This window comes from Saccharothrix sp. NPDC042600 (genome assembly GCF_040647305.1).
Taxonomy (GTDB): domain Bacteria; phylum Actinomycetota; class Actinomycetes; order Mycobacteriales; family Pseudonocardiaceae; genus Actinosynnema; species Actinosynnema mutabilis.
This window is the reverse complement of the sequence record NZ_JBEZBW010000051.1, coordinates 12,866-32,588: the sequence shown is the minus strand read 5'-3', so window position 1 is coordinate 32,588 and position 19,723 is coordinate 12,866. Positions and strand designations below refer to the sequence as shown.

17 protein-coding genes are annotated in these 19,723 nt (G+C 68.4%); 5 read left to right on the top strand and 12 right to left on the bottom strand.

Going from position 1 to position 19,723, the window contains the following annotated elements; all coding sequences use genetic code 11:
* Positions 1-4: 4 nt before the first annotated feature.
* The 10 genes from AB0A74_RS26465 to AB0A74_RS26420 all read right to left on the bottom strand — a co-directional run bounded on the left by AB0A74_RS26465 (position 5) and on the right by AB0A74_RS26420 (position 10,517).
* Positions 5-589 (bottom strand): hypothetical protein, encoded by a 585-nt coding sequence (locus tag AB0A74_RS26465; RefSeq protein WP_358253480.1) that lies wholly within the window; start codon positions 587-589, stop codon positions 5-7.
* Positions 586-2,460, bottom strand: coding sequence for a TraM recognition domain-containing protein (locus AB0A74_RS26460; RefSeq protein ID WP_358253478.1), 1,875 nt, complete (start codon positions 2,458-2,460; stop codon positions 586-588). The genes AB0A74_RS26465 and AB0A74_RS26460 overlap by 4 nt, the downstream gene beginning before the upstream one ends.
* Positions 2,457-3,554: an NlpC/P60 family protein gene (locus AB0A74_RS26455; protein ID WP_358253476.1), complete on the bottom strand. Its 1,098-nt coding sequence runs from the start codon at positions 3,552-3,554 to the stop codon at positions 2,457-2,459. The genes AB0A74_RS26460 and AB0A74_RS26455 overlap by 4 nt, the downstream gene beginning before the upstream one ends.
* Before the next feature lie 15 nt (positions 3,555-3,569).
* Entirely contained in the window at positions 3,570-4,037 is a 468-nt protein-coding gene (locus AB0A74_RS26450) for a hypothetical protein (protein WP_358253474.1), read from the bottom strand.
* Positions 4,038-4,056: 19 nt separating this feature from the next.
* Positions 4,057-5,409, bottom strand: coding sequence for an ATP-binding protein (locus AB0A74_RS26445; RefSeq protein ID WP_358253473.1), 1,353 nt, complete (start codon positions 5,407-5,409; stop codon positions 4,057-4,059).
* Between the two features lie 176 nt (positions 5,410-5,585).
* Positions 5,586-7,091 carry an SCO6880 family protein gene (locus tag AB0A74_RS26440; RefSeq protein ID WP_358253471.1) on the bottom strand — a complete coding sequence of 502 codons (1,506 nt, stop codon included), beginning with the start codon at positions 7,089-7,091 and terminating at the stop codon, positions 5,586-5,588.
* Positions 7,088-8,323 carry a hypothetical protein gene (locus AB0A74_RS26435; RefSeq protein WP_358253470.1) on the bottom strand — a complete coding sequence of 412 codons (1,236 nt, stop codon included), beginning with the start codon at positions 8,321-8,323 and terminating at the stop codon, positions 7,088-7,090. The genes AB0A74_RS26440 and AB0A74_RS26435 overlap by 4 nt, the downstream gene beginning before the upstream one ends.
* Positions 8,324-9,076: a hypothetical protein gene (locus AB0A74_RS26430; RefSeq protein WP_358253469.1), complete on the bottom strand. Its 753-nt coding sequence runs from the start codon at positions 9,074-9,076 to the stop codon at positions 8,324-8,326.
* A 53-nt stretch (positions 9,077-9,129) separates the two neighbouring features.
* Positions 9,130-9,423 carry a hypothetical protein gene (locus tag AB0A74_RS26425; protein WP_358253468.1) on the bottom strand — a complete coding sequence of 98 codons (294 nt, stop codon included), beginning with the start codon at positions 9,421-9,423 and terminating at the stop codon, positions 9,130-9,132.
* Positions 9,420-10,517 carry a hypothetical protein gene (locus AB0A74_RS26420; protein ID WP_358253467.1) on the bottom strand — a complete coding sequence of 366 codons (1,098 nt, stop codon included), beginning with the start codon at positions 10,515-10,517 and terminating at the stop codon, positions 9,420-9,422. Before AB0A74_RS26420 ends, AB0A74_RS26425 begins: the two co-directional genes overlap by 4 nt.
* A 233-nt stretch (positions 10,518-10,750) precedes the next feature.
* On the opposite strand from AB0A74_RS26420, the gene AB0A74_RS26415 reads away from it, so the two are divergent.
* Positions 10,751-11,212 (top strand): XRE family transcriptional regulator, encoded by a 462-nt coding sequence (locus tag AB0A74_RS26415; RefSeq protein WP_358253466.1) that lies wholly within the window; start codon positions 10,751-10,753, stop codon positions 11,210-11,212.
* 7 nt (positions 11,213-11,219) lie between these two features.
* Here AB0A74_RS26415 and AB0A74_RS26410 read toward each other — a convergent pair whose 3' ends face one another.
* The gene (locus AB0A74_RS26410; RefSeq protein WP_358253464.1) at positions 11,220-11,594 is read right to left on the bottom strand and encodes a helix-turn-helix domain-containing protein; all 375 of its coding nucleotides are present in this window, start codon (positions 11,592-11,594) and stop codon (positions 11,220-11,222) included.
* Positions 11,595-12,166: 572 nt separating this feature from the next.
* Here AB0A74_RS26410 and AB0A74_RS26405 point away from each other — a divergent pair.
* The 4 genes from AB0A74_RS26405 to AB0A74_RS26390 all read left to right on the top strand — a co-directional run bounded on the left by AB0A74_RS26405 (position 12,167) and on the right by AB0A74_RS26390 (position 17,917).
* Positions 12,167-14,599: an AAA family ATPase gene (locus AB0A74_RS26405; RefSeq protein ID WP_358253462.1), complete on the top strand. Its 2,433-nt coding sequence runs from the start codon at positions 12,167-12,169 to the stop codon at positions 14,597-14,599.
* A 196-nt stretch (positions 14,600-14,795) separates the two neighbouring features.
* The gene (locus AB0A74_RS26400) at positions 14,796-15,152 is read left to right on the top strand and encodes a hypothetical protein (protein ID WP_358253460.1); all 357 of its coding nucleotides are present in this window, start codon (positions 14,796-14,798) and stop codon (positions 15,150-15,152) included.
* A 296-nt stretch (positions 15,153-15,448) separates the two neighbouring features.
* Positions 15,449-16,822 (top strand): NAD(P)-binding domain-containing protein, encoded by a 1,374-nt coding sequence (locus tag AB0A74_RS26395; RefSeq protein ID WP_358253458.1) that lies wholly within the window; start codon positions 15,449-15,451, stop codon positions 16,820-16,822.
* A 267-nt stretch (positions 16,823-17,089) separates the two neighbouring features.
* On the top strand, positions 17,090-17,917 hold the full coding sequence (locus AB0A74_RS26390) for an alpha/beta fold hydrolase (protein ID WP_358253456.1): 828 nt from the start codon (positions 17,090-17,092) through the stop codon (positions 17,915-17,917).
* Here the strand turns inward: AB0A74_RS26390 and AB0A74_RS26385 are convergent.
* A complete protein-coding gene (locus AB0A74_RS26385) occupies positions 17,914-19,551 on the bottom strand; it encodes a helix-turn-helix transcriptional regulator (protein ID WP_358253455.1) in 1,638 nt (545 codons plus the stop codon). The genes AB0A74_RS26390 and AB0A74_RS26385 overlap by 4 nt on opposite strands.
* Positions 19,552-19,723: the final 172 nt, after the last annotated feature.

The window sequence follows — 19,723 nt, the reverse complement described above, 5'->3', positions numbered from 1 at the left end:
ATCGTCACCCTTCCGTGTGCGGATCGGCGCGCTGCATGGTTCGTTCGTCTTCGGGCTCGAAGCGGCTTGTGCGGGGCGGTGGGCCTTCGTCACGGTGGAGGCCGTCGAGGCAGTCGGGGTGGACCCAGTCGCGGGCGAGTCGGTCGCTGAAGCCGGGACGCCATTGGTGGAGCCAGAACTGGGCGTCTCGTTCGTTGGCGCGGGATCCGATGTTGGCTGCGCGCCAGGTGTAGGCGAGTGTGGCGATCTCCATCGAGAGTGCCGGATGCCGTTGCCAGCACGCCGGTACGGGTTTCGACCGGCCACCGGTGATACCGACGAAGGTCAGGTTGTACCAGGCCACGAAGTTCTCGACGGTGGCGCGCGGATCTTCTCCGCCGTCGGGGTCGTCTTCGGCGGCGGCCGGTGGGCTGAACCACACCCATGGGGCTGGTTCCGCAGGGTCGTACTCAGCCGCTTTGGTGTCCTGCTTGAGGTTTCCTTCCACACGGCGCAGGTTGCGTGCGAGCGCTCCCACGATTTCGGTGAGCGCTGAGATCTGCGCGTGAAGGCCGCGGGTGTCCGCCGAGTTCGTCGCGGGTTCGGTCACAACGGGAGTCCCTCGGTGGGCTGAGCGCCGGCGTGGGCGATGGGCGGTAGGGCTAATCCGTCCGGCCCGAGTGGGATTTGACCGGACCGAATGGCGTCGACGTGCTCGCGGATGAGTCGCCAGTCCTTGCGCTGGCGCACGTCGACGGTTCGGGCGAGGATCGGGTCGAGGTGGCGGTGGATGACCAGGACACGGCCGCGGCGCAGGCGTCGGATGTCACCGGGTCGGTAGGTCGGTACGGTTTCCATGCCTACGGACGTCCGCCCGGCGCGGAACAGGCCATCGTTGTGTTGTTGGTAGCGGCGACGTTCGTGGTGTGCGGTCAGCAGCGAGATCCATTCCAGGGTGGCTCGGTCTTTGATGCCGCCCCAGACGCTGAGCGTGGTGGTGTTGTCCAGCAGTTGTCGGGTGCGTCTCGGCGTGAACGCGTTCTCGAGAGCGGCCACCGACTGGGCGCCCCAGTGGATCAGCACTCCCCGGCCGGCGGAGTCGGAGACGATGTCGGGGATCTGTGGCACGGGTGTGGCGTTCGTCAGCTCGTCGAGGATGGCGGTCGCCGGTGGGTCGAGCCTGCGGTGCGGGGTGTGCAGGGCCATGTCCTGTGCCGTGGTCAGCCAGTGCTCAACCAGAGCGGTGAGGATGGGCGCGGCTTGGGCTGCTTGGTGTTGACCTGCGATCAGGTAGAGCGAGCCGTGTTGGGCGATGAACGCTCGTGCGTCGAAGTCGCCGCCGGGTGGGGGTGAGCACAGCGTGCGGATCTGCGGGTCCATGAACGGCTCGATGACGCGTCGCACGCTCATCCAGACGGCGTCGGAGGTTTCGGCGACCATGCCGATCTCCGCGCGGAGGTTGCGGGCGTGTTCGGGGTAGCCGGCCTGTTGGAGCAGTCTGACCGGTTCTTGGTCGACCGGTTTGCTCATCGCCCACCGGACGAGGTCGTCGACACCGCGGCGGTGGATCGCGGCGGCGAGGAAGTACGCCTGGAGCACGACTTTTGCCCTGTCGCGGAAGACCTTGTCGTTGCCGCCGATGTCGGTCAGCTCGACGGAGGCGGCCTCGACCATCGTGTGGGCGCGGCGGAAGGCGACGGCGGTGTCCTCGCACCCTTGCACCGGCGACCACTGCACCTGCGCGGGCCATGCGACCGCGCCGGTGGCGTCGGCGACCTTGACCGGCCCTGCTTGGTGGCGCTGGGCGCGGAGCAGAGCGCTGAACTCGAGCAGGTCCGGCTTGGTCGTAGAGCACAGCAGTGCTCCCGGTGCGGCGATCGCCTTATAGACCAGGTCTCGGCGGCTTTTGCCGGATTGAGTCGGGGCGAGGGTGCCGGTGGGGTTCTCCAGCGGAGTGCACATCGGTTGCCGGTGCGGGCTCAGGTGCAGCGGTGCGGCTACCTGTTCCAGCGGAGCCCGAAGGGCTGCGGAGCGTGGGAGGCCGGGTCGTGTCCATTGGGCTGTGCGTCTGGCGGCGTTCAGGGACAGCTCGTCGCGGATGTCTTCACGGCTGGCGTGTCCGGGCTGAGCAGGGCCGAATCGCCGCCATGACGGCACCGCGATCACCAGCACCAGTGCGACGGTGAGGACGATGAGCAGGGCCGTGACGGTCCAGTACCAGCCTGCCCGGCCGGTCAGGGCACTCGCCCATGGTTCCCCCAATCTGCTGCCGGGCTGCGTGGGGTCGGCGAGGACTCCGAGCACTCCGCTCAGCCACGTGTCGGCAGGTGGAACCGCCCAGGGCCCGCCGAGCAGAGCGGTCGTGGTCGCGGCGGCGACCACCAGCACGGCAGCGAGAGCCGTGAGTGCGCCGAGCAGGCCGACGACCAGGGCCGCCAGGGCGAGGTCACGGTCGGTCGTCGGTGAGGGAGCGCCTCTCACAGGTCACCCCCGGTGGGAGGTTGGTCGGCGCCACCGACCGCGATGCGGCGGATGGCCACGACTCGGGGTGCCCAGGTTTCCAGCGTCGTGAGGATGACGCCGTGTTGTTCGTCGTGGGCGTCGACCATGTAGCCGTGGCCGATGTACATGCCGACGTGACCGGGATTGGCCGCGGTGCCGTCTGCGCCGGGGATGAACACCAGGTCTCCTGGACGTAGTCGGGACAGCGAGCCGACGGCGACCCCGTCGTGGACTTGGCTGTAGGTGGTGCGCGAGATCCCGACGCCGGCGTGGGCCCACGCGGCTTGCATGAGGCCGGAGCAGTCGAAACTGCCCGGTCCTTCCGCGCCCCACACGTACGGCTTACCCACCTGCGCGAGGCCGTAGGTCACGGCGGCGTTGAGCCGTGGATCGGTCGGCAACGCGAAGCTCTCGGGCAGCGTCCTCGGGTCCAGTCCGACGAGGTCGCTGCGGCCTTTGTCGGGGCAACCGGCGACGCCTGCTTGGCGAGCGTTGACGTCCTGCGGTGGCAGCAGGTTGTCGGGTCCCTGCCAGTACCGCTCGACCAGAGCGGCAGCCGCGGGCTCGCGTGGCCCGTACCGCTCGGGGAAGGCGGACCTCTGCACGGCTTGCTCGGCGACGCCGGACGGCATCGACGACCAGCCCGGAAGCTGGGTCAGGCGGTCGTAGAACGCGTTGGCCGCGTAGACGGGGTTGAGGATCTGTCCGGGAGTTCCCCATCCCTGGCTGGGGCGTTGTTGGAAGAGCCCGAGGCTGTCGCGGTCGCCGTAGTCGACGTTGCGCAGGTTCGACTCGACCATCGCCGTGGCGAGCGCCAACACGGCGGCGCGCTTGGGTAGTCGGCGCTCGATGGCGACGGTGACGATGGTTCGGGCGTTGGCGAGTTGTTCGGCGGTGTAGGTCTCGTCGCCGATCTGCTGGGCACTGCCGCCGGGACCGTAGCCGGCGGTCTGGGACGGTGCGCACTGGGCAGCGGTGGATCCGGTCAGGGTGGCGGCCATCGTGGTGCCGACCAGCAACGCCGGGGCGGCTGCCACGAGGTAGACGCTGAGGCCGACCAGGGCGGAACGCATGAGTGGCACCATGGCTTAGATACCCAGCCCCGCCTGGGACCCCAGGTCGTCATCGTGGGGTAGCGCCTCGTACAGGTCGTCGTAGGCATCGTAGGCGTCGGGTCCTGGCTCATAGACGAACGGAAGATCGGAGATTGCGCGTTCGGTGACGTCGAAGATGTGGACGTGCTCCTCACCCGCGTCGAGGATCGCCGGGTCGTCCAAGTCGTCCAGGTCGGCGCCCGCCCAGTGCGCATCCATGTGCGCGGCTCCGGCGAGTACACCGGCTACGGCATCGATTTCGGCGGAGTCGACGTAAGGTCGTAAAGCGTCCAGGACGATCGCGGCGTCTGCTGCCTCGGCGTGTGAGGCGCGGACGTCCAGGATCAGCCCTTCCGGTCCTTCGACCATGGCGTAGAAGATGCCGAGGTCGTCGCGCCAGCCTGCGACTGCGCGCAGTTCGGCAGGCCTGATGTCGGATGCCGTCGAAAACTCGATCTCCATCGTGCTCACCTCCTGTTCGTCAGTAGGTCCGGCGGGCGCGTCCAGTGCCCCGTTTCGCGGGGTCGGCGCGTAACTGCGCGTTGGTGTCGAAGACCCTCCGTTCGGTTCGCGACAGGACGGTCTGGACCTTGTAGCCGGGGTTGTTTTCGATCTTCCACAGTGCGCGGCCGGTGCGTTCCATGGCCCAGCCGGTGGTGACCTCCTGCTCCCGTTCGGAGAGCGCGAAGTCCTCGGCCAACTCGTCGGCAACTCGGGTGGATTGTCCGAAGAGGATCCGTGTGCTGCACAAAGCCAGGAGGTCCTTGGCGATGGCCACCTCCTGTGAGCCGGCGGCACCGACCGAGAGTGGGTCGCTCGGCTTGTGCATGACCAGGATCTGGATCTTGCGCTCGGCGCGGGAGAGCCGGAGGTCCGAGTCGACCGCCTGCACGGCGCGCAGGCCGAGTCGCATCTGCCGCCACACTTCGTCACGGACGACGATGCGGATCTCGCCGTCGTCCTGGAGGTCGGTGACCATGGACGACCAGGAGCCCAGGCAGGTCAGCGCGACGGCGATGGCTTGGTCTCCGCGTGAGCGCAGCAGTGACAGGTCCATCGACTGCACCGGGGCGTCCCAGTCGAGGACGAAGTTGGTTTCCTCGTCGAACAGTCCGGCGAGTGGCCCGTGGACGAGGTTTCCCAGCGCATCGGTGATCGGGCGCAGGGTGTCGAGGAACTGGCGGCGGTCGGCGAACCTGGTGGTCTTCCACAGCGTGTGGTCGGGCTCGGCGAGTTCGCGCTGCACGTCCGGGATGGTGACCGGGCGCAGGTCGGTGTAGCCGTCGTCGACTCCGACCAGTCCGCGCAGCACTGCCGACAGCACGGCTTCGTCGGTGACCGTGGGCCGGTAGCCTTGTGCCTCGGCGAGAGCGACGAGCAGTTTGACCCACCTGCCCAGGACACCGGTGAGTTCCTCGCGCTGCCGCGTGACCGACCAACCGCGCCAGCGTCCGCGCAAAGGGCCGAGGTCCAACGCGTTGAGCCGGGCCGGGCTGCCGCGGCCCAGGGCGATCGGGGTGATGCCCAGCGCCCGCAGCAGCGGGCTGTACTCGCCCTTCACGTCGCCGCTGATCAGGGTCTTCATCCCGAACAGCATCATCCGCAGGAGGAAGGCGACGACCGTGGAACTCTTGCCCCGCCCCGGTTCGCCGAACACGACGAGGTTCGGGTTGGTCGCCAGGCCCCGCAGTACCCACTCGATGGGGTGGGCGTAGAACGCGCCGCCGGAGAGGGTGTCGTAGCCGATTCGTGCTCCGACCGCGGGGATGCCGTTGGCCGCAAGGAGCGGGAACAGGCCGCCGATCTCGCTGGTGGCGGCCTGGTAGACGGCCATCGGCGGCTCTACCGGTGACCAGCCCTCGCCTGGCCGGGGACGGCCGCGACGGGGAGCGATGGCACGATTGACCCGGTCCCTGTCGCGGCGGCGTGGCTCCGGTGGCTTGGCGGCCGGGGGCGCGCCGAAGTCACCGAGGAGTTGCGCGGCGCTGCGTTCACGGGGATCTCGTCTGGTCACCACAGCCCTCCTCGTTGGCGGGGTAGTCCGATGCCGATCGGGAGCACGGCGACGACGAACGTGGAGTCCTGTGCGAGGTCGAGTCGCAGCAGCCGGAACTTGCCGGAGGCGTCGTTTTCCAGGCGCGCGGCGTGGTCCTCGACGTTCCAGGTGCTGGGCACGGTGACCGAGGCGGCGACGGTGAACCGCACCACCGAGTGGCCGGCGGCGACGGCGCGTTCCTGGGCTCGAACTCCGCCTGCCTCGCGTTCGTCCATCGCTGTGGTGTTGAAGCCTTTGCTGTGCTTCCAGTCGGTCATGACGTTGGCCCGGTACCGGTTGCCCCGCACGGCTCGGTGGGCGCGACGGGCGTCCATGACCTCGTAGTGGATGGCCAGGGTCCGCCTCTCCCCTGCGGCCCGCACCGCCAGCAACGGCCCCAGCGAGCCGAAGACGGTGCCTGACTCCGGCATCAGGGCGGTGTAGGAGACGGTGGTGAACCCGTCGTGGGTGTAGGACCTGGCCGCTGGCGGCGGTGCGGCGGTGGGTCCTGCAGCCGCCATCTCCAGGCCGCGTCCTCCCGTGCCTCGTTCGTGGGCGACCGCGAGCACGGCCCGTGCGGCCGGGTTGAACCCGGTGCGCAGGGCTTCGGCCATGCCCGGGCCGTCCAACCACTCGACGGTGCGCGCGCCGAGCGCTTTGAGCGGGTCTTCCAGGCCGTCGAGGACCCGGTAGAGCGCGAGGGCCCGCCCGGCGACGCCGCCTCCGGCGGCTGCGGCGGGTTTGCGGAGCTTGCTTTCCGGGCCGGAGATGGTGACGAACAGTTCGTGTCGGACCGAGACGTTGCCGATGGTGAGGTCGAGTTCGTCGGTGGCTTGACGGGCCAGTGGCGGGGCGTCGCGCACCTCGTGGTCGCTGCGCCACACCTCGTACTCGGTGCCGTCGTCGGGGATGGTGCGCACGAGCAGGCTCATCCGGTCCACGACTTCGCGGTGGCCGAGCGAGAGCAGCAGGGTGCCCAGCCGGTTGGCCAGGCGTTCGCACTGCTCGTCGGAGAGCATGCCGACGCCGGAGTGGGTGAGGCGGGCCGTCGCGCCCCAGCGCCCGTCGCCGGTGTCGTGGATCAGGCACACCCGGCCGGTGTCCTTGAACTGTGGCCCGTCCGGGAAGCTGACGCGTTGCAGCACGCCGGGCAGGTCTGCCTCGCTGGGGTCGACCGGTGCGCCGGCGGCGGCCTTGGATTGCCAGCGCGACCATCCGGTGAGGATCCCGATCTGGTGGAGCGTCAGGTGCAGCAGCCATCGCAACGCGGGTCGCCCACGGACCGGTACGACCACCAGCGCGCCGGTCGTGCCGCAGATCAGTAGCAGAACAGCGGCGTCGGCGAAGCGTCCGTTGGAGACGGCCCACAGCACGGGCACTGCCAGCGCGACGCAGACAAGCGCCTGGACCGGTGTCATTCCCATGATCCAGCCCGCGTGTTCGCGTCTGTTGAGGCCGCGGTAGATCCGGGGCGCGGTCATGGCATCACCGTCGCTTCTCCTGCGTCGGGCTCGCTTCGCCCGCTCTCGTCGAGGTCGTTGTATGAGCCGGACGGTCCGGTGTGGACGCTGGAGGCCACGACTCTCCCGAGGTTCGCCGCTGGTTCCGGCGTCGAGTCGCCGTTGAGGTCGTGATCGACGCTGCCACTGCCGTGGGTGTCGTCCTCGTTCTCGGACGGGCTTCGGTCGTGGCCGATATCGGAGTCGTCCATGGTGTCGTCGGCGTGGCCGGCGATCGCGGTGTCGAACCGGTCGGTGTTGGCGTCCTCGATCGCCCCGCCTCCGCCTCGGCCACCGACCGCGCCGGCGGCCATCGTGGCCGGGTTGTTCGGACCGTAGGAAGTCACGCCGAGGCCTGCGAGGGCATCGCGGAACGCCGCGCCGGCATCGCTGTTGGGGTCGACGAAAGCGAACAGCCGGAACAGCACCATCGGGCAGAACAGGGAGATGACCAGTACACCGACACCGGCAAGCAGACCGGAGAGGCCTTGGGCGCCGCCGGCGATCGCCACGCCGAGGGTGAGCGCCATCGCCAGGACGGGCTTCATGGCGACGCAGGCCAGCAGCCAGCGGCAGGTGACCCAGAACCAGTGTGCGGTGATGTTGGCGAGCAGTCCTGCCGCGGTGACCGGCACCGTGGCCGCCAGGAGGTGGATCGCCGCCTCGCGGAACAGCATCTCGACGGTGAAACCGATCGCGGCGGGGATCACGCCGGTGAAGGCGCAGATGCCCAGCACGACGGCTTTCACGCCGTCGACGGCTCCGTCACCGAAGGTCGTGTGCTTGAGCGCGTCCTCGAAGTTCTTCGATTGCAGCCCGTACTCGAGGATGCCGCTGGTGAGCCCGTCGACTGCGGCGAGGAAGCCCGCGACCATGCCAATGGTCACGGCCAGGGCGATGCCGTACTGCACCGGTCCTCCAACCAGGCGCATGAAGCCGCGGCCACCCCGGAGGTTGGTGAGCACCAGTTGCCAGAAGAACAGGCCGAGCGCGATCACGCCGCCGATCCACAGCATCAGGGGCCACAGGGCCGCGATGGGGCCGCTGCGGGTGTCGATGGTGAACATCGAGAACCGGTCGGCCAGGCCGAAGCCGCCACGCAGGACGAGGAGACTGGCGTCCCAGATGGCCCGCATGGCGAGCTCGAAGCCGGTGACGATCATGGCCAGAAGCTCGTAGCCCATGGCGTCGCCGATGTCGTCGAAGGGCGGCATCTAGACCAGCTCCCGGTAGCCGGCTTTGACCGCGTCCGGGCTGCCGGGCCAGGCGCTCGGTGCGGGCGCGGCCAAGGGGCCGGAGGCGATGCGCCACTGCGTCCCTGTCCAGCGCATCGCTTGGCAGTCGCCGACGCCGCGGCTGACGACGTTGCCGTTGATGCTGACGGAGAACTGACCGAGCACGCACGCCACGACGTAGCGTCCGTTCGAGGCGATGCCCTTGATCTGGCCGTGGGTGATGTCGTAGGTCGCGGTGAGCCCGGCGACAGGGCCGCGCTCAGGCAATTGCGCCCTCGACCGCAGGCTGGTCAACAGTGATGTGAGCCCGGTCGTGCTGGGGTCGGGTGCACCGGGTTCGGCGGTCTCCCGGTAGCCGCGGGCGTAGACCTCGGGGTCTGCCGCCGACATCGTGGTCTGGTTGAGTGCCTTGAGTTGGCCGAGCGCGCCCTCGGGGGTGGCGGGGAAGCCTTCCGGGACCCAACGGTCGGCCGTGGTGGTCGGCTTCGGCACCTCGATCGGTGGCCCTGCGGTCCAGGCGGTCAGGGCTTGGGGCTGGGCCGCCTGGGCGGGCAGCGCCAGCATCCGCCTGGTCGCCAATGCGTGTTCCTCGGCCGTTCCTTGCCTGCTCGTCGGCCCTGGTGCCGTCGGTGTCGTGTCGGCGGCAGGCGGTGCGGCGGAGGTTGGGGCGGTGACGTTGTGGGAGACCACGACCGCTACCGCGCCGCCGATGAGAACGAATGCGGCGACCACGACTGTCAGCGTCAGTCCGGCCCGCTTGCGGGCTTCACTGTCCGGCCCGGCCACTATTGGCCTCCGGCGAAGTGGTTGATCAGCTGCCAGCCGATCCCGTAGAGCAGGCCGCCGCCGACCGCACACAGCATCATGATCACGCCGACGCGGCCGGCGCGGTGGTGGTCCACCCAGCGACCGCCCGACCACACCAGCAAGCCGACGAAGAACGCCACCAGCAGGGCGATTCCGGCGCCCCACTTGGCGTTGCCGACCACTTCGAGGATCTTCTCGTTGCCGGGAGGCGCGACCGGAGCCGGATTCGGGATTTGAGCGAGGAATGACACGGCTTCGACGTGCTCGATCACGACTGCCTCCTCGAGCTGGACCGCAGGCTCCGGTGGGCGGCGTCAGGCAGCAGGCCCCAGCGGCGCAGCACCGGTGTGATGGCTCGCCGCAGCCTGGCCGGCGTGACCGCCGCGGTGATCCCCGCCGCGGCGACGTCCGGGTCGTAGGGCACGAAGACCGCCTCCGGGACCAGGGTGTTCACCCGTCGCCCCGCGGCGCCTGCGACCCCGCGTGGCCACCGCCTCGCGCCCATGACCACCAGTTGTGCGGGCGGGACCATGGTGGCCGAGGAGACCCAGGGGTCGAGCCGGCCGAGAACCTGCTCGGCGTGCAGCAGTGCCGGGCGGCTGGGCCGCACCACCAGCACCGGGCGTGGCTGCGGTGTTCCCCGTCGCAGCCACGCCCCGGCACCGGCGAGCGGGTGCGCCGCCACCCGCCAGGGATCGTGGCCGAGGTCGACCACGGTGGCGTTGAGGTGCCGCAGCGGCGGCTGCCAAAACTTGGGCGGCGGGACCATCCCCGGCGCGACGACCGGTAGGTCGGTCTCCAGTCGTGCCAGCAGCGCCTGTGCGCGCCAGGAGACGCGGATGTGCACGCGCGGGTGCGGGCGGATCAGCCACGGGCCGTTCGACCGGGCCGCGGCAGCCAAGCCCGACCGGGAAGGGTCTGCCGAGTCGACGATCAGAACGCGCTGCCGCTCGAGCTGGAGCACATCGGCGATCAGCGCGGTCAGCACCGAGGCTCCCGAGCCGGGCGAGGCGGCCAGGACCGGGATCACCGTGCCGAAGTCGCTCCAATCCACCGGAGCCGAAGCGCTCGTCGGCAGGCCTCGGCGCTGCATCGCCGCCGCCGCGGCCCCCGTCTCGGCGGCCGTGGCTTGGGCGATCTCGCCTGGATCAGCGCGGCTGGGGTCGGTGGGCTTGGCACGGGCTGCCTGCGCCTCGGAGGCCGCGAGCATGCCCGCGTCCACGGCGGCGTCGACGTCCGCGACCGGGAGGTGCTGCCACTCTCGCCGAGCCGCGTCCATGAGTTCGGCCTCGAGGGCTCGGATGTCGGTGGGCTCGGACGTTGGTCCCCCAGTCCGAGCCGTGATTTGCGCGCTCGTGACGGCCATGTCCTTCTCCTCCCCTGAGTTGATGCCGTTGCCGGCCACTGGCAGTTAGGCACGTCGCCTCCGCACGTCAGCCGCCATCACGTCCATACCAGTTGACGCCTTGCCTTATGGCTAGGTTACGACCCAATTTCCGGATGTCAACTGATGTGGACGTGTCGAGCGTGCTCTAGATTTGCGCCCGGACGGGTTCCGAACTCCGGAACTGCCCCGAACCGGGCGAGAGGCGGGCTGTTGTGGCGGAGGCTTCCAAGCCATCCACGCTGGCAGAGGTCATCGACAACCTCTTCAAGACGATCAAGCGCCCAAACGGCCGCGAGCACTCCATGGAGGAGGTGGCCAAGTGGGGTGCGGAGTGGCTGCGCGAACGCAACCAAGCGAAGTCCTTCTCCAAGGAGTACGTGCGTCAGCTCCGCTCCGGGCTCGCCACCAACCCCACCAAGTCGCACCTCGAAGCGCTCGCCGCGTTCTTCGAGGTGGACCCGGCGATCTTCTTCGACTCCCAGCGGTCACGGCAGATCCAGGCCGACCTGGAACTGGTGGCGGCCATACGTGACGCCGGCGTACACGCTGTGGCCTTGCGCGCCTTGAGCCTCACACCCGCGCAACGAGCCCAAGTGCTGGAGCTCATGCGCAGTCTGCAGGCTGAGCGAGCGGACGAGTCCGGGGAAACGCCTCTCTCAGGAGCGGAGTCGTAGCCTCCGATCAGGGCCGTGCCCCCGCCGCCCCGTGGCCAGTGCTACTCGCGCCTTCGAGCCTGGCCCATACCGGCCCGATCGAGAACCGGGTGTCGTCGAGTCGCCGAAGCGCGCCGACCTTCACCAGATCTGTGGCATAGCGGTGAGCCGTCGCCTTCGGCAGTTCGGCCGCTTTGGAGATCTCGGTCAACGTCAACGCGCGGTTCGCGAGGAACAGTTCCAATACTCGAAACACTCGCACCACGACACTCGAATTTACTCTGTCGTCGGCCACTGTTTCGTCGGCCACTGCGTCGCCGGCGACCGCTGAACGGTCGTGGCGGTCGACCTCGTGGCGCCCTCCCGGAGGGCCGAGGACGAACGGAGCGTCACGTCGGTTCACTGGCTCTTGCACTCCTTCCACACTGGCGGAACCGGAGCCGGCCACTCGCGCGTCGGTACAACTGCTCCGGCTACCCGGCTGACCATCCCATGCGGCGTGGACTTGTGGTACGCGGGAGAATCCCCCGTTTTCCATTTGGTGATCCGTGTCCAAGTAGCCGTGTAGCCGGAGTACTGATCACCCTCGCACCGGCGTCGCGTTCGACGAGTGGGGGCGATTCACGCATCTGCGCCCCACCCAAGGTGGATGACATGGGGGAATCGCCGACGCCGCCCAACAGCGCGGTGCGCCGAACGGGCGATCTTCGCGACACACTCCGCATAAATACGGACACCGTTACGATTGATGCATATACTCCCCTGTGCTCGCGGTAAGCGAGCTGATTGCGCAGTTCAGCCTTGGTGGCAGCGAGGGGGCGCCAGCTGAGGTGTGCCGTTCGAGGCAGCTCGGACCGGGGGTTACGGGATGCGCGTCGGCGCTTCGCTCGACGACGCGCGGGCGAACCCACGGCACCGGGGTCCAAGCCGCCTACGCGGAGTACTGCGAATGGACGGCTGCACACGACTCGGGGGATGGGATTGAACACCGATTCGACGGACGACCGCACTTCGGACAGTTCTCGCGGCGCGACCAACTTCATCGGCCGCGGCGAGTTGCTGAAGACCGGCGAAGCGGAGTTGGCAGACGGAGTACGACTGCTGACGCTCACCGGCCCGGGCGGTGTGGGCAAGACCCGCTTGGCCGACGAGATGGCGAGGCGATGCCGCGACCGCACCGGCACGGTGGTGACCGTCGAACTGGCCGACGTCCGGGACGCCGACGGCGAGGTGGAGAGCGAACTGGCCAGGGCGCTCGACCTCGTACACAACGACTCGGACACGCCGTCACTGGACTTCGTCGTCGAACACTTGCGCGCCCACAGGACCCTGTTGGTCCTGGACAACTGTGAGCACCTGATCGGCGTGCTCGGGAGGCCAGGCCGACTCCAGGATGTGTTGTGGCAGGTGTACAAGGGCCACCCGTCGCAACAGATCATCGCCACGAGCCAGGCCGCGCTGGAGATGATCGGAATCGAGCGCGTCCTGGAGGTTCCGGGGCTCGCGTGCACCAGCGAGGACGGCGAAATCCTGCCGGAAGCGGTGCAACTGCTCATGGACAGGATCGACGCACTCCAGACGCCCGCGCCAGACATCGACGTCGCGATAGCCATCTGCACAGCGGTCGACGGGTTTCCGCTGGCTGTGGAGATGATCGCGGGACTGGCGAAGTACTGGTCCTGGCCCGAGGTGCAGGAGCTGTTGTGCGTCGAGCCGTCGCCGCACGAAGAACCGAAGGTGGTGGCGGGGGGCGGCCCGCTCGAACTGGTCGGCAATGCCGAGAAGCCTGCGCACAGGACGCTTCGCGCCGTGATGGAAGCCTCCTATCAGCGGCTGGACGGCGACAGGCAACGGTTGTGGTTGGCGTTGAGCGTGTTCGGAGGGGGTTTCGACGCCGACGCGGCACGGACGGTGTGCTCGGCGGTGGGCATCCGCGCCGCCACGGTCACCACCGGGCTCGCCCGTCTGGTCCACCACTCCGTCCTGACTCGCACCGAGGTCGACGGCCGGAGCTGGTACCGCATGCATGCTCTCGTGCGAGCGTTCGGGATCCAAGTCGGCTCTGAACAGCACCGCGAGTTGCTGGAACAGGCCCGCCAGGCCCACGCCGACTACTTCTGGGACTTCGCTCGTGCCGCCGGGGATGACTGGTTCCGGCAGAACGAGGTTCTCGGGCAACGGCGGATCGAGGACCGGTGGGGCAACCTCAGGGCAGCGATGACCCACCTGCTGCGCACCGACGCGGCACCGCGCGCCTTCCAACTGGTCATGAACCTGTGCCGAAGCAACTACTTCATCTACCGCGGTCGGTTGTCGGAGGCGCTGCGCCTGCTGGACATGTGCCTGTCGCCCATCGAAGGCCCCGACATGCTGCTGGTCGTCGGGCGCGCCTACCACGCCTGGACCACTCTCCTCCAGGGCACGGGCCACGTGGCGGCCGAGATGCTCGCGCAGTGCCGCGCGATGCTGAAAGAGCTGCCCGGCCAGGAACCTCCCACGATCCTGCTCTTCGCCGAACAGAATCACCGATGGTTGACGGAGACCAACCCGTCTCGAGCGGCCGAAGCCGCCTCCGCCGTCTACCACCTCGTGCACCGCGAAGAGGAATACAGCACCGACCAGATCCTGATCCGGGTGTTCTCCGCCCTGGCCGCCGCGTTCCATTCTGACCGAGAGACCGCGTTCCGGATCACCAAGGAGACGTGGAACATCTGCGAGGACCGCGGTGCTGAGATGACCGGCGCCTGGGGTATGTACAGCTACGCCTTGGCGCAGTTCCGGCACCGGACCACGGATCGCGATGTTGCTGCCGCGCTGCGATTAGCGCAGCAAGCCCTGCACAGCCAGAGCGCGAATGGTGACCTCTGGGGTCAGCAGTGGAGCGTGTGGTTGATCGCCGTGATCGCCGCAGCTCAAGGCCACCACGCCGTCGCGGCGCGCCTGTTCGGCCAGCTTCGGGCAGTGCAGCACCGCTCAGAGGTTTCCATCGACGGCCTGAAGCCGTTCTACCGCGAGCAGACCACCGCAGTCGCCGCCTGCCAAGACGCCCTCGGCTCGAACTTGTTCGACGTCGAGGCCGCCCAGGGCCGTAACCTGCGCTTCTCCGAAGCCGTGGACCTCGCCCTCGGCCTGCCGCACGACACGTCGGTGCCGCCGGCAACACTGACTCGGGCCGAACCTTCGTGCCCGGAAGAGCTGACCGAGCGCCAGTGGGACTGTGTGAAGGCGCTCGTGGCCCACCCGCGTGCGAGCTACACGAAGATCGCCGCGATCCTCAACATCAGTCCACGGACGTTCGAGAAGCACGTGATGGGTGCCCGCGAGAGAACCGGTCTCGCTACGGACGCCTTGGTGGCGTGGGCGACGACGAAGCTGGCCGCCGAGCGGCCTGATCGGGAGCACGAGTGAACTACCTGTCGGGGTGTCCCCGCATGGGGTTGATTCACCCATCCGGGATGCCGGCTCTCCGTCACCTCGAGTGGAGTGGGGGTCTCGACCAATCGTGCGGACGGTCCGGTGGCCCGCGCGGCAGAAGCAGCGCCTCGGGGAGCAGAATTGCCTCGTGCCGCATGCGCAACCACCGACTCCACCACGGATTTCCACGGTGCCGGTTTGGCTCGACCGCCCCACACCGACGCGCCGCTACGGGGCCATGCTCGGCGTTGGAAGCCTGCTCGGCGGCGAGATCGATCACATGTCACCTCGTCCGGCACCCGCGGCCACCCGGCGAGTGCAAATGGAGCGCTACCTGCACCGCGGTCCTGATCCGGCGGGTGCCACCAGGCTGGTACGGGAGTGGCAGGGTGAGCTGAACAAGCGACAGCTCAAAGCGGTGACGCTGCTCGTCAACACCTTTGACCAGCTCGCAGCGGAGCTGGAGCGACTGCCGACGGCATTCACGGTCGTCGAGAGGACCGAGGTGATCGCCGCTTACCATCTCGCGCGCTTGAACGCGGGGTGAAGACGTCCGAGCGAGGAGGTGTGCGCCTCGATGCCCTGCCGGCCGGGATGGGTGAATCGCCCCCATGGCCCGCCACGCCGATCGCGCCCATGGGTGAATTTCCCGCTCCCATCACCTCGATGATCACCCTTAGCGTGTTCGGCAGCGGTGCCCGAGTACCGACGAAACCCGTTACCCGGAGGAGGATCCGCTTTGATCGCGAGAGATGTGCTTGTCCCTTCTCTCCCCCAGCAGACAGCCACTGTCCCGCCGGCGCCCGTACCGGCTAGCGGGAATGTCAGCGATTGGGGGATGGTATGAGCGACGGCCTCTCCACGAACTTGCGGTGGGACCAGCGCGAAGGCAATCGCACGTGTGTCATCGGTGCGGGTATGTCAGGCATCGCCGTGGCCGCGGAGCTGCGCGCCCGAGGCGTGCCCGTCACGGTGTACGACCGACGCGACGCCATCGGCGGTCTGTGGCACCACCCCGACCCCGCCACGCCGGGCCCCGCGTACCGGTCTCTGCACCTCAACACCGCTCGTGGACTCACCTGCTTCCCCGACATGCCCATGCCGGCAACCCTGCCGCGCTACCCGCGGCACGACCAGGTCGCGGGCTACCTCCGCGACTACGCCGCCCGGAGAGGCGTGACCGAGTTAGTCCGGCTGGGCACCGAAGTCATCAACGTGAACCGGTCCGCGGAAGGCACGTGGCAGGTCACGACACGCCCCGCTGAAGGCGACGGCACACAGCACACGCAGACCTTCGACCACCTCGTGGTCGCCGCCGGACACCACTGGTCGCCCAAGGTTCCCGCCCTACCCGGCGACGAGACCTTCCCCGGCCGGAAACTCCACTCCTTCGACTACTCCGACCCGGTGCAGCACGCGGGCAGGCGAGTGGTCGTCGTCGGGTTCGGCAACTCTGCCGCGGACATCGCGGTCGACCTGTCCCGCATCGCCGCGCGAACCGTGATGGCGCAGCGCCGCGGAGTCCATGTCGTGCCCAAGACACTCATGGGCATCCCGATCGACGAGATCGCCGGGATGCGGTGGTGGAGCAGGCTCGCGTTCGCGGACCAGCGCCGATTGGTGGAACTGCTGCTCCGTGTCATTCGCGGCCGGCTCGCCGACCACGGGGTCGCCGAACCGGACCACCCCCTGTTCGGTGGCGCGATCACCGTGTCCGACGAGCTGCTCAGCCGGATCAGCCACGGCGACATCACGGTGAAACCGGCGATCAGCCACATCGACGGCTCGGAGATCCATTTCAGTGACGGCACCGTCGAACTTGCCGACGACCTGCTCTACTGCACCGGCTACCACGTCGAGTTCCCGTTCTTGCCGGCCGAGTGGGTGTTCGACCAACACGGCAGGGTGGCCCTCTATCACCGAGTCGTGTCTCTCCCCCACCCGAACCTCTACTTCGCCGGGCTGATCCGCCCGTTCGGCGCCGTCGCCCACCTCGTGCACGCACAGGCGGCATGGATCTCCGACCTCGTCGAGGGTGTCGCCAACCTGCCTTCACAGGAGAAGATGCGCGCGGAGGTGAACGAACGACTGACGGCGTCGTCGGCACGTTATGGCTCAGCGTCGTACGCCTCGATCCAGGTCGACTACGCCCAGTACCTGGAGACGGTTCGGAGGCAACGCCGGTCCTCGGCAACGCTGTCCACTCATCTCGACTAGATCGAGTGTCGCCGTCGCAATCAGGGTCCGACCCGAAGTAGCCTCCGGAGTCGTGATGCCCCGCCCCGTCAATCGAAGGCGCGTGCCCTGGCACTCCGTGCGCGGTGTCAGCCATGCCGCGTTGACCCGCGAGTATCCGGCTTGATCGAGGAATCGGGAGGTCCGGTCGGGTGCATCTCGACGAGTGTCCGAGCGTCGAATCCGCGATTCTGCCGGAGGTGCAGTGGCTCTGGATCATGGGAGCGTCGGCGAGCGTCAGGAGCGAACATGCCCGTTGAGAGCGCTGGACGCGCTGAGACCACCATTCGAACCCTCGACGGCCTCCAACTTCGCGGCACCCTCGTCACCCCCGTTTCCCCGACGGGGCGGGCGATCGTGCTCGTCCATGGTGGTGGGGTGACTCGCGAGGAGGGCGGCTTCTTCGGGCGTCTTGCGGCCGGCTTGGCCGACGCCGGTATTGCCAGCCTGCGCTACGACCTCCGTGCCCACGGCGCGAGCGACGGCACGCCGCAGGAAACAACACTGTCGGCCCATCTCAACGATGTCCGGACGGCGCTGGAGCATGTCGGTGAGGTGACAGGTGCCCGCCGGATCAGCTTGCTGGGGACCAGCTTCGGGGGCGGCTTGGCCGCCTATTTCGCGGCAAAGCGGCCAGGCGAGCTCGACCGTCTGGCGCTTCTCAACCCTCAGCTCGACTTCAAGAACCGCTACGTCGAGCAGAAGCAGTACTGGGTGGGTGACCGTCTCAGCGACGAGATGGCGCGGAGGCTCGCCGAGCAGGGGTTCATCGCTCACTCGGAGACAGTCAAGCACAGCCGGGCGTTCTTGAACGAGGTCTTCTGGGTCAAGCCGGTTGAGGTGCTGGACGAGATAACCGTGCCGACCCTCATCGTGCATGGCACCGAGGACACGTTCGTCTCCATCGAAGGCTCGCGAGCCGCCACGCGGCAGCTTCGAGTCGAACATGAGCTGGTGGAGATCGAGGGGGCACAGCACGGCTTCGCGGTACACGACGATCCGACCTATGCCGACCCTCAGAGTCAGACGTGGCAGGCGTTCGTCATCGAAACCGTTGTCGCCTGGATCGCGGGTTAGCTTGTGGCGAGCGCTTCGCGGAGCTCACGCGGCTTCGGTCGAGTGCTCCAGGGCCGCAACGTGCTGACCGCGCGTCCGAGTTCACGCCTGGTACGGGTTGAGCTGGTGATATCGGCCAGATGGATCGACCGGAGTCCGACCGCTGCCGCGTCGTCCGGCTCACCGGACAATGCAAGCGCGGAGGCGCGCCGGGCAAGGAAGTAGCCCTGGTCCCGCTGTGACAGGGTGCTGGTCTGCAACACGTCCTCGTAGAGTGCTGCCGCCTGTTGCGGCTTTCCGGCTTCGATGTAGCAGCTCGCCGTTTGCAGGGTGAGTGACGAGGCGCTGTAGTGGGTGCCGAGCCGGCTGCCATCGTCGTCGGTATGGCTGGCGAAGTGCCGCTGGGCCTCTTCAAGCTTGGCCTCCACTGCGGCCATCGGTTCTCCGAGCATGGCCAACCCTCGCGCTTCTTGCTGGGTGACCTCGGCCCGGACCTTCGGCGGTAGTCGCCACGGGCCGTCTTGAGCAGCCTGCGCCAGCGTCAGCACCCGGACGGCGTCGCGGTTGTCGTACGCCATCTGGGCCCTTTTGAGCAGGACGTATCCCTGCATGGGGAAGTCACCGGCCTCCTGCGCCCACTCCATCGCCCGGTCGTGCCAGTACGTGGCAGTGGCTTGGTCGTGCACATCGCGGTACAACCATCCGGCGAACTCCGCGCCGCGGGCGCCGACAGCCAACAACTCGCGGCGGACGTCGGTCCGGGCGTCGCTTGCGCTCTGCTCGATGGCTCCCAGGATGCCGCGCACCAGAGGCAAGGTCTTTCTAGGACCGAGCCGGCCGTCATCAGCCTTGGCGATTTCGAACTGTCGGTAGAAGTACTCGATCACAGTGCCGTCGAGGTAGCGCCGCGAGTCGGCCAAGGCCTTTGCGACGTGCTCGACTTCACCCAGACCGAGTGCCGGAAGCGCGGCAGCCGCGACTCCACGCGTGAAAAGCGAGCGGCGGCTGATCGGCATGGCGTCCCGTTCGGTGGCAGTGGCAGCCGATCCCGTCGGGGCCGCGCAGCCCACGGCCCGCCCTCTCTGCAAGAAACCGAGACCACTTTGCGCGATGCTCGCGGCGTCGACCGGCACGAGCACCGAGTACCCGTCGACCAGGACTGGCAGTAGTAGGCCGCCCTGGGAGGGCTGCGGCAACTGCTGTGACGACCCGGGCAGACGGTCTTCCGACGGCGGCGTCACGAGCTCACCTCCGGCGGGCATGCGGAACCAGAGCAGGTGGGGCGGAATGCCGAAGGCGTGTGCCCAGTGGGTGAGTCTGGTGAGGTCGTTGACCTGTTCGCCGTTCTCGATCCTGCTCAGTCGTGAGCTGGACAGGTTGATCCACGTTGCGGCGGTCTTCTGTCGGATGGGCTGACCGTGGTAGGGGTGTGTGCGGTAGGCGCGAATCACGGCGCCGAAGTCCCGGGCGGCCAACGCGGCGCGCAGGTCCGGGTGGTCCCAAAACTCGGCAGGTACCTCCGGCGGCTGGGCAGGGTGACGGCGTCCGGCACGGACGCACGCACTACAGCGGTCGCCGCGGTTGTCCCGGGCGAGCCGAGTGCCACAGGTGCAGCGGCGCACCACCTCGGCAGTGCCCATGATCACCGCCTCCATCCCGGAACCGACCATCCACGCTGCGTCTTGAGTCACACTACCGGCACAGAGCGTAGCGGTGAGGCCGCCCCGACTGACCACGACGCGGGAATCTCGCCAGGGCCACCGGGTGGATCAGGGTTCGGCCGGACCTACCCGGACGAGCCACTACCGCCGGATTGGATCACACCGC